Annotated in this window: 6 protein-coding genes and 1 pseudogene; all 7 read right to left on the bottom strand. The window is 50.1% G+C overall.

The window, feature by feature from the left end; translation table 11 throughout:
- Nucleotides 1-40: 40 nt before the first annotated feature.
- The 7 genes and pseudogenes from AAH187_RS15395 to AAH187_RS15365 all read right to left on the bottom strand — a co-directional run bounded on the left by AAH187_RS15395 (nucleotide 41) and on the right by AAH187_RS15365 (nucleotide 8,637).
- Nucleotides 41-916: a hypothetical protein gene (locus AAH187_RS15395; protein ID WP_342349355.1), complete on the bottom strand. Its 876-nt coding sequence runs from the start codon at nucleotides 914-916 to the stop codon at nucleotides 41-43.
- A gap of 129 nt (nucleotides 917-1,045) precedes the next feature.
- A complete protein-coding gene (locus AAH187_RS15390; RefSeq protein WP_342349354.1) occupies nucleotides 1,046-2,728 on the bottom strand; it encodes a SulP family inorganic anion transporter in 1,683 nt (560 codons plus the stop codon).
- 389 nt (nucleotides 2,729-3,117) lie between these two features.
- A complete protein-coding gene (locus tag AAH187_RS15385) occupies nucleotides 3,118-3,792 on the bottom strand; it encodes a response regulator transcription factor (protein WP_342349353.1) in 675 nt (224 codons plus the stop codon).
- 199 nt (nucleotides 3,793-3,991) lie between these two features.
- Nucleotides 3,992-4,168 (bottom strand): hypothetical protein, encoded by a 177-nt coding sequence (locus tag AAH187_RS15380; RefSeq protein ID WP_342349352.1) that lies wholly within the window; start codon nucleotides 4,166-4,168, stop codon nucleotides 3,992-3,994.
- A gap of 68 nt (nucleotides 4,169-4,236) precedes the next feature.
- Nucleotides 4,237-7,062 carry a cbb3-type cytochrome c oxidase subunit I gene (locus AAH187_RS15375; RefSeq protein WP_342349351.1) on the bottom strand — a complete coding sequence of 942 codons (2,826 nt, stop codon included), beginning with the start codon at nucleotides 7,060-7,062 and terminating at the stop codon, nucleotides 4,237-4,239.
- A gap of 178 nt (nucleotides 7,063-7,240) precedes the next feature.
- Nucleotides 7,241-7,765: pseudogene (locus AAH187_RS15370) on the bottom strand (transposase).
- Nucleotides 7,766-8,193: 428 nt separating this feature from the next.
- Nucleotides 8,194-8,637, bottom strand: coding sequence for a c-type cytochrome (locus tag AAH187_RS15365; RefSeq protein WP_342349350.1), 444 nt, complete (start codon nucleotides 8,635-8,637; stop codon nucleotides 8,194-8,196).
- Nucleotides 8,638-9,073: the final 436 nt, after the last annotated feature.

Here is a 9,073-nt window from a genome sequence, read left to right as displayed (position 1 = left end):
GGAAGCCATTGAAAAAAGGAAATTTCCCTGCTCACATTTTTTAAAATTCGCGTATTAAGCGAAATCCTATTTGGGGCAAGATAAATTCACTGGTGAATTGCGCACCGCCACCGGCTTGGACCATCCAGTTTTTGCTGACTTCGTAATGTAACTGTGGCATAAGCAGCACTGAGAGGTCTCCTCCGACCACTTGATTGAAATTCGTTTCAAGGCCTCCTACCAGTCGTTCGGAGAGATCTGCAAAGAGAGTAACATTGGTCAACACTTCCACGTTTGAGTCTCCGGAACCTCCATTCGTAATACCCCGACCCCCGATCATTCCAAGAATGCTCCATGTCGAATCCAGCCGCCCCCCGCCTACATACAAAAGAGTCGTCGTCCATCCCCTCGGATCAATATTGTATTGCACAATCGTCTGCGCACCATGGATAAATCGATTATTGAAAGCAGTACCAAATGTCCATTGGCCTGCCACCTTATACGCTTCGAGTGTTGAATTTTCCATCGGAAATTCAAATTCGATAGCAATACCGTCTGCAAGGACCCACTCAATTTCCGGAGCCCATTCAATTCCCTGCTTATCAGAGCTTCTGCGCACCAACCCTAAAGGATCTTGCGCATCATCGGTAGTTTCTGATTGTCCATTCAGCGGGAATAACGCAAGGGTATTCACCTCCCATTCCCCCATTTTTGCCCCCAAAGGTCGGACAAGATCGAAAACCATGGGCTCTGGAATGCGAGGACCGCTCTCTTCACCGGATACTCGATCAATGGTTGGGCTTTCGATCTCCTGTTCTTCTCCTCCGAAGGGAAGCTGCGGCTGGCGAAAACGGTGAATCGCCGAAGCAGCTGATTCCGATCCGAAATGAGCAGCATCTGCATGAACCTTTGGCAGCCATCCTCCATCCCATTCCATTAGGCACTCTATACAGATCAGGATTATCCTAAGTCTTTTCCAAACGCTCTTCATGCCTCTCTTTAATCATACCTTTCCCCTTAAAGAGACAAATCAGAGAATAATTTTCTTTGGTGAAATTTACACATGTCACTGCTCAACCGATTGGAAGAGACTTCCGGAATTATAGGCACCTGCAGAAGAGGTGGGCTCCTGGTCGGCATGACGCAAGGCATCCAATCGGAGGTCGTACCGCTGTTCAGGGCCAATGTGGGCCAAGACCCCCAATCCTTCCAGGACTTTGAGCACTCCCGCATTAATTCCAACAAAGTAAAGATTCTGGCGATGTGCCTGAACCATACGAAGCATATCTTCGATAGCAAGAGCGGCTGTTCCGTCAATGGCCGAGACATCAGTCAAGTCAAGAAGCACATGAGTAAAGGTATTGAATCCCTTGATCGATTCCAGCCGTCTTACCATATTTTTAGCGGATCCGAAACTCATCGGTCCATCCACGTGGATTAAGACGATTCGACCGTTATTACGTTCGAGAATGGCCTTTTCTTCAGGCCCAAAAGGAATCTCGGTTGTCGGCGCACTAATGATCCGCAAATTGGCTAATTCAAGGTCGGCCATCCGCTTCACAAACAACAGACTCGCCAGTACGATTCCCACGCCAACAGCGGTGATCAAATTCACCAGAACCGTAATGATCAGCACAACTCCCATGATGATCACATCTGTTCGTGGGGCCTTGACCAAGTGTCGGAGGAATCTCCAATCAATAATGTCCAAGCCCACTTTAAACAAAATTCCGGCTAACACGGCCAGGGGTATCTTTTCCGCAAGGGGCCCCAATCCCAGTAACGTGGCTAATAACACCAACGCCATCAGCATCCCTGAAAGAGGGGTACGGCCGCCGCTCCGAATATTAGCCACGGACCGCATCGTCGCGCCTGCTCCGGGAAGGCCACCAAACACGCCTGCCACCATATTACCAACTCCCTGACCAATCAATTCACGATTGGAATCATGTTGGGTCCGGGTCATATTGTCACACACCAGCGAGGTCAGGAGGCTGTCGATGCTACCCAGGAGAGCCAGCACGACCGCTCCTTCAGCCATGATGACAAAGGCATGAGGCTCAATATCAGGAAATATTAGGGAGGGGAACCCCTCTGGAACATGCCCAATCAACGGCACCTGGGGGAAAAACATATAGGCAGCAAAGGTCCCCAGGCATAATGCGAGGAGTTGAGGAGGAATGAATTGACTGATTCGTACCGGTGTCAAATACATAATGGCGAGGGTCACGATACCCAGAATCGCCGCCTGAGGAAGAGGATTGGCCAAAAACTCAGGAATGGCCAGCAGGTTTGCGACGATTCCCTCAGATTTGGCTTCTAATCCGACAAGTGGTCCCACCTGCAAAATAAGAATAATGCATCCAATTCCACTCATGAATCCGGAAATAACCGGATAGGGAACAAGAGCAATATAATGACCAAATCCGAGCAGGCCAAAAATAATTTGCAACCCACCACCCATAATCACCACAGTAAACGCGAGGGCGGGATTGTCAGAAAACTGAACCAGTATACCCGCCATGACGACGGTCATAGGGCCGGTAGGGCCGGAGCATTGCGCAGGTGTTCCACCGAACAAGGTAGCGAACAGGCCGACAAAGATTGCGCCATACAGTCCGGCAATCGCTCCGGCGCCGGAGGCCACACCAAAAGCCAGTGCCAAGGGAAGGGCGACGACTGCCGCTACCACACCCCCGTATATATCTCCTCGAATGTTATTGAAATGCAGTCCATGAATCATGGCCATCGTCTCTCTTACTCCTTAATAAATGAAGTTTCTCGGAAACATTACTACCGCAACTGAGCGAACTAGCGTGTTGAGGCGTTTCGGCAATTGAGGGATTTGAGAGGGAAAAGATGGTTATTAAAACGGTAGTTGTTCTTTAAAGTTCATAATTCAGCGAGCATTATGGGAAATGAAAAAGTATGGACCTGCGAATAGGAGGCTTTCATGCTTCGCCTTTCATCAACTGAATTCCCAATAGCCGAAGAACGCCAAGGGTGCCCACATTTAGTTTCGAGTCCCTTGTTGGATAAAATAACGGGAATCAGGATGGAATGGCAGAGGGGAAAACCTGACAAGCGGCAAAGAACAAGAATTGTATGAGAATTTTAATGGTAAGGAATGGATGGAGTTTAAAGATTAGACTTGCCCCCTTGAAGGACATTACAAGTCAGAGCAAACTGAACGAGATCGGCACGACTACGAAGACCGAGTTTATCCATAACCCTTGCACGGTACGTTTCCACAGACTTGATACTGATTCCCAATTGATCGGCAATTTCCTGATTGGTAAAGCCTTGGGCGACTAAACTGAAAATCTCACGCTCCCTCGGACTGAGTTGACCCAACATTCCAGGGGCCTTGTCGGCCAGCCTTTTTTTCGAGACACCGGGGAGATCCTGCCCCACCCCTTTCCCCACAGTCCAGTCAACAAAGGTTTTTCCTTGGGCAACGGTACGGATCGCCGTCAATAATTCCGTGTCTGCAGAATTTTTCACAACATATCCGAATGCACCAGCTGCCATTGCCCCTTGGACGTATCCACTCTCCGTGTGCATGGTTAAAACGAGGACGCGTCCTAACGGACAACATTTTCGGAATTCGCCGATTGTGTCAATATGCATGTGACCGTTCATAGCCAGATCCATTAATACAATATCCGGTTGGTGATCCACCCCGGCCTTAAGGGCCGAAGCCGCGTCTCCGGCTTCAGCGATGACTTCCATGTCCGGTTGGCCATTGATCAGGAGCCGCAATCCAGATCGGAGGACTGCATGATCATCCACAATAAGAATTCTGGTTTTCATTCCACTCCTTTTTTCAATGGAATATCGACATAGTGTGTGGAATCGGCTCCAGAGGACGATTCATTTGAAATCGACCTATCGAGCATGTGAATTCTCTCTCGCATCCCATGCAAGTCAAGATGAGCATCTGCACCTCCCTATGAAGTATCGTCTGGCCGTCGAACTCCTGCCTATGAGGTTCCACACAGACAAACCTGCCTTAGCTTTCACTCCAGTATTTAATCGTGTAATACACACTCCAAACAATCAGGCCGACAGCCACAAGTAAGAGCCAGAAGGGGATTCTTCCAGCTCGTTCTTTTATTCCCGCATGCCGGTACACATAGGTGTTTTCTTTCTCCAACTCTGTCTTTGTGGGATTCTTTGGTTCATTCATAGAACTTCCTTTTGGGAAAAATTACGGGTTTGGTTCGGTTTACACATTTTGAAAAGACCTACCCGCGCTCATCGGGTATCTTCATCAAGATTTCCTCGACGGGCACCGGGTGATAGCACAGCCCAGATGTCTCTTCGTGCTTCCTCCATATCGGACTCTTTAAGCCCGGCTTCGACCAGTTCGGCTTGGTGAGCCTCCACCCGTAACGACTGAACATAGTGAACAATATCCCAGACTTCCTCTGGCTTGAGATGTTCTTCAAATACAGGCATGGGAGTTCCCCCTATACCGGTCATGACGGATTTAAAAATGTGCTCACTATTGTGCCCAAGCTTGACTCCACCAGGCATTCCGGCCGGAAGCGTGAAATTAGCCGGAACCACAGGCGCATCCCAGGTATCTTTAAGGACGGGGACCATCGGACCGTCACCCTCCCCTCTTTGACCGTGACAAATCATACAGTTGCCGGTGAAGAGCTTCTGACCATTTTTCAAGGAAGCTACGGTGATCGGCGGTTCAGGCGGCATGGCAATGGTCCGTCCAACAGCTTCCTTTTCCCAGCGATCCGAAAAGGTCTTGATATATTGGATTACAGCCAACCGTTCGTTGGCAGAAATCTCCTGCCAGGATGGCATCGCAGTCCCCCAGAGCCCGTGTGTAATCGTGCTGTATAAATCCACATCGGTGGGCAACGAATCCTTACCCGGAGTCGATCGGAACTTGAATACTCCTTTGGTAAAGTCCCGTGGAGCAGGAGTCAGGAATCGCGCGGCAGGCCCCCTACCATCTCCCTGTTCACCATGGCAGCCTATGCAACGCCGTTCATAAACGGTCTTTCCGAGAGTGAGAAGATCTTCCTGAGCTTGGGGACTGACGTTGAGAACCTGTCCTGCCGCGATTTGAGTGGACACGAATCCTTCTCTCCAATCACCGATCCCTGTTCCCAACTTTTGAACGTACGACACCAGCGCCTTGCCGTCTTCATTGAGTTCAGGCGCCTGACCATCTTTCTGGTCTTCGAAAAGCCACGGAAAGGTAGGCATGATGGAATCAGGCACCACATCCTGGGGCGACCAATAATGAGCAGCATGCCAGTCATCGCCATACTTACGCCCTACACGGGTGAGATCCGGACCGATTCGTCTCGTACTGAATAGATGGGGACGATCGTGGGCATACTCTCCCGCCTGGGACACCGGCCCCCAACGAAACGATTCCCCCGTGACCGGCCGCACATACTGCGAATGACAATACCAGCACCCCTCCCGGATATAGACCTGACGCCCATGGAGTTCCTGTGGAGTATAATCCGCAACTTGGATTTTCTTTCCAGTCACCACATCATCCACCAGATTCGTCCGTGTCTCGGCCATAAGCCAAGGTGTCACCCCCTGGACACCGACGGCTATTAAGAAAAACCCGAACCCAGCGACCAAGAACACGGTTGATGGACTCTCAATCCAATTCCCTTTGGCGACGACCTGGATCGGGGTATCCGCCTGTTGAGGGGGCTCGAAGACATCCTCCTCCAACGGCTCTCCCTCCCTTGCAGTTTTATAAAAATTGAAGAGCATGAGCAACAATGCGATATCCATGACAGCGCCACTCAGCGTCCGGACCACCCACCAAGGCTTCATCTCCTTGACGGTGTCCACAAAGTTGGCCCCGTATTCCAGCATGGAGCCCTGAACCACTCCTGCAGCAGTCAGCCCAACAGCCATGATCGTGAAACCGCCGACAGTCAACCAGAAATGCCAGCTCGCTAGCTTGTCGCTCCATAGTTTCCGGCCGGTCACCCTGGGCCACACATAATAGGAAGAGCCGACGGCCCACACGATGAAGGTCCCGAATATCGTGAGATGGGAATGGGCAATGACGAAGTCATTGAAGTGGGTCAATTCCTGTATCCGGCGAAGCGCCTCAATCGATCCCTGGAAGCAGCCCAGGAGATAGTAGACCGCGCCAAGCATGAGAAACTTTGCGGCATAATTGTCAGCCCCACCCCCTCCGGTCACGGCACCCCAGCGTCCCATCATGGTGCCAAAAAAATTCACAACTACTGTCCAGACTGGAATGATCAGCAACATGCTTGTCACGATTGAAATCGTCTGGGTCCAGTGCGGAATCGGACTGTAGAGATAGTGATGTGTGCCGACGAACGGATAAAAGAAGGCCAGCCCCCAGAATCCTAACAGGGAAAGCTTATGGCTGAAGAGAGCATTTTGGGCGCTTAATGGCAGAAAATAATAAATCAAAGCCAGGCCGGCCGGAGTGATCCAGAGGCCGACAATATAATGAATGTACAAACCGTGCATCGCGGCACTATTGACTCCCGCGATGTCCTCTGCATAGGGCAGGAGTACATTTCCAAGGATCAAGTTCATGATCGTCCAGATAAGGGCCGCTGTGATGTACCACATCGACACATAGAAGCGTTGCTCCTGTCTTCGAAATACGGTACCCAACACCTGAACCGTGAAAAGTCCCAGGACCACGAAACGCAGGATATTCAGAGGCCATTGGAATTCCGCCGCCTCAAGCCCCAGGTTATACCCCATCAGCAGGGATAGGGCTGAAAGGACCAACAGCGCATTCCAGAGCCACAATAACCACCAACCCCATTGTTCCTGATACATCCGGGTTCCGCATAGACGGGGCACCATGTAATAAAGCATGCCCAGGAAGACCGTAGAGAACGACCCGAAAATGACGCCGTTCACGTGAACGGGACGCAGTCGGCCGAACGTCAGCCAGGAAATTCCATCCAAGAATCCAGGATGATGAAACTTGATCGAAACCAACACCCCAACGATTGGAAAAACCGTCAACCAGATAAGCGCCCACCAGACCCAGGCCTTTACCAACGGCCGGTTGACCAACTCATGGTCTCCCATTACGAACCTCCCTTCTCCTCCTATCCGGCCAGGCACTGCCGGTCTTGGATATCTTTGGAGCAAGCGTTTATTGCGAAAACTTCACACGTAGAATAAGATTTTTTATTTTTTTAGGAAATTTTCTTGAAAGAATCTCTTAGCTCATCTCCAAAGTGAGTGGGTGATTCTGGAGTGTATTTCATATGGGTTTGAGCATAAAGGTCAAGACTTTCAGGGGGAGATACTTCTCATCACGGAATCCATACGCCCTTCGTTGGATCACCCGTATCTCCTTGTTCACCTCCGCCACGAAACCCCGCGAGACTTTGTTCTCGGGCTTGGCATATGCAGCAATCCCGCCCCAGTGCCACTTGTTCATCCCCGATAATTCCTCGTAGGGCTTAAGTCACTGCCACTTCAACGAGGCCTTCGAGTTCTCGAAAAACCGCTTGGCCCACCCTTCGATCTGATACTCCCATAACTGGTCGAAGGATTCCTTCAGCAGATCGGTCGTGTTAAGTCGCTTGTTGGCGCTAAAGAGTTTTTTGAGCCACCTTCGGTCCTTAAACGTCAATTTCTTCTTTCTTGACAGCAAGGTAAACTTCTGCCGCTTGATCAACGAACGGTCCGGATCGGCCAGCCGCCGGTATTCCTGTTTACGCACCGTATCGAGTGCCTTGCCTCCAATACGTCGGAGCTTCCGATTGTAAAAACTCCTGTACATGGCTCCACCCCAACCACACGCCGGTTTTTTTGACGCCGCAGAAGCTGGATAACCCTGGCCTTCGGATCTCCGCATATCCCCTTGATCGTGGCCCTTGGACGAAACCCGGGGAATCGGAAAGCGTCCAGCAGATTTCTTCCCTTTGACATCCGGCGATCATGACAGAAACGGCTCTTGCTTGAAACAACTGATCCCCTTGGCCTGCTTACCCTTCTCGCTCGCTATGGACTGCCTTCTACCCACTCGGTAGGGAGAAGATCCAATTTGAAATTTGGTCGTATTCGAAACCTTAGAATCGACTAACACGTGGACTGCATCAGAGGAGCCCAGACCATGATCGTATTTTTCAGGAATATACCTCTTTTGATTTTTCATCATAGTTAGCCGCCACTCAGGTGTTACAGTCCAAGAGCACATGATCAAAATTTTTAGGGGCAAAAACTTCGTACGTAGGCAATTACTTTCCAGGCTTCTTCTTCGTTAAGCGCTCCCGGGACCAGAGGGATCATCGCCGTTCCCGGACTGCCGTTTTTGATGATCCAAAAAAGTTCGCCATCTGAACGTTCCTTCTGAAAATCGCAATTTGTCAGGTTGCGGGGGCCCGGATTCAATACTGCCCCAATGGGGCCATCTCCCTTTCCACTTTTTCCATGACAATTCAGACAAGTGCCTTGGCCCTCATACAATATTTTACCCTCAGCAATAATGTCCTTTGTCACTGAAAGCGGGGAGATTAATTTTTTCATCTCCGCGCGTTGATCTACAGGGACTCGCGGGATTAACGGATCTTTCTCTTGGGCCCCAATCCCACCAGATCCGGCTACGATCACAATAACCGCCAGGACCATCAACCTCAAAAAATGAACGAACATGGTTATCTCCTTTCCAGGCTTTCTATAAGCACAAAGTCAATAAGCAATTAACCATCCTCTCGACCTTTCCGACTATCCGCGCAAACCAGCCATAAGGCTTTTTGTGCCGATACAGAAATTTTAAAGAATGCTGGCCAACTCTGAGCACCGATCTTTCTCCCCTCCCATTTACATCTCTCGAAATCTATGATCCCAAGCTCTGGTTAGGCCCAAATAGTAGAGATTGGGTAATTTAAAAATTGTGAGTGTCTCTCAAAAGTTGTCAACGGAAAACGATCCCTCCAAAGTCCAACACCTATTTCATTCATGAGATTTGATTCGAGCACGGTTTACACCACTGGAGAATACTCCGATGTGGCTGAAGGCCTGAGGATAATGACCAAGAAATGCTCCTGTGGAGGGATCGATTTTCTCCGGCAATAAACCAGGCGTTCCC

Origin of the sequence: uncultured Nitrospira sp. (genome assembly GCA_902500695.1) — a bacterium.
Classification (GTDB): Bacteria; Nitrospirota; Nitrospiria; order Nitrospirales; family UBA8639; genus Nitrospira_E.
The sequence above is the reverse complement of the archived record's forward strand: the minus strand, read 5'-3'. Positions and strand labels throughout refer to the sequence as shown.

Bases quoted from the DNA above. Each gene is read 5' to 3' on its own strand.
- AAH187_RS15390 (WP_342349354.1), bottom strand. From the start codon at position 2,728: ATGGCCATGATTCATGGACTGCATTTCAATAACATTCGAGGAGATATA.
- AAH187_RS15395 (WP_342349355.1), bottom strand. From the start codon at position 916: ATGGAATGGGATGGAGGATGGCTGCCAAAGGTTCATGCAGATGCTGCT.
- AAH187_RS15365 (WP_342349350.1), bottom strand. From the start codon at position 8,637: ATGTTCGTTCATTTTTTGAGGTTGATGGTCCTGGCGGTTATTGTGATC.
- AAH187_RS15375 (WP_342349351.1), bottom strand. From the start codon at position 7,062: ATGGGAGACCATGAGTTGGTCAACCGGCCGTTGGTAAAGGCCTGGGTC.
- AAH187_RS15385 (WP_342349353.1), bottom strand. From the start codon at position 3,792: ATGAAAACCAGAATTCTTATTGTGGATGATCATGCAGTCCTCCGATCT.
- AAH187_RS15380 (WP_342349352.1), bottom strand. From the start codon at position 4,168: ATGAATGAACCAAAGAATCCCACAAAGACAGAGTTGGAGAAAGAAAAC.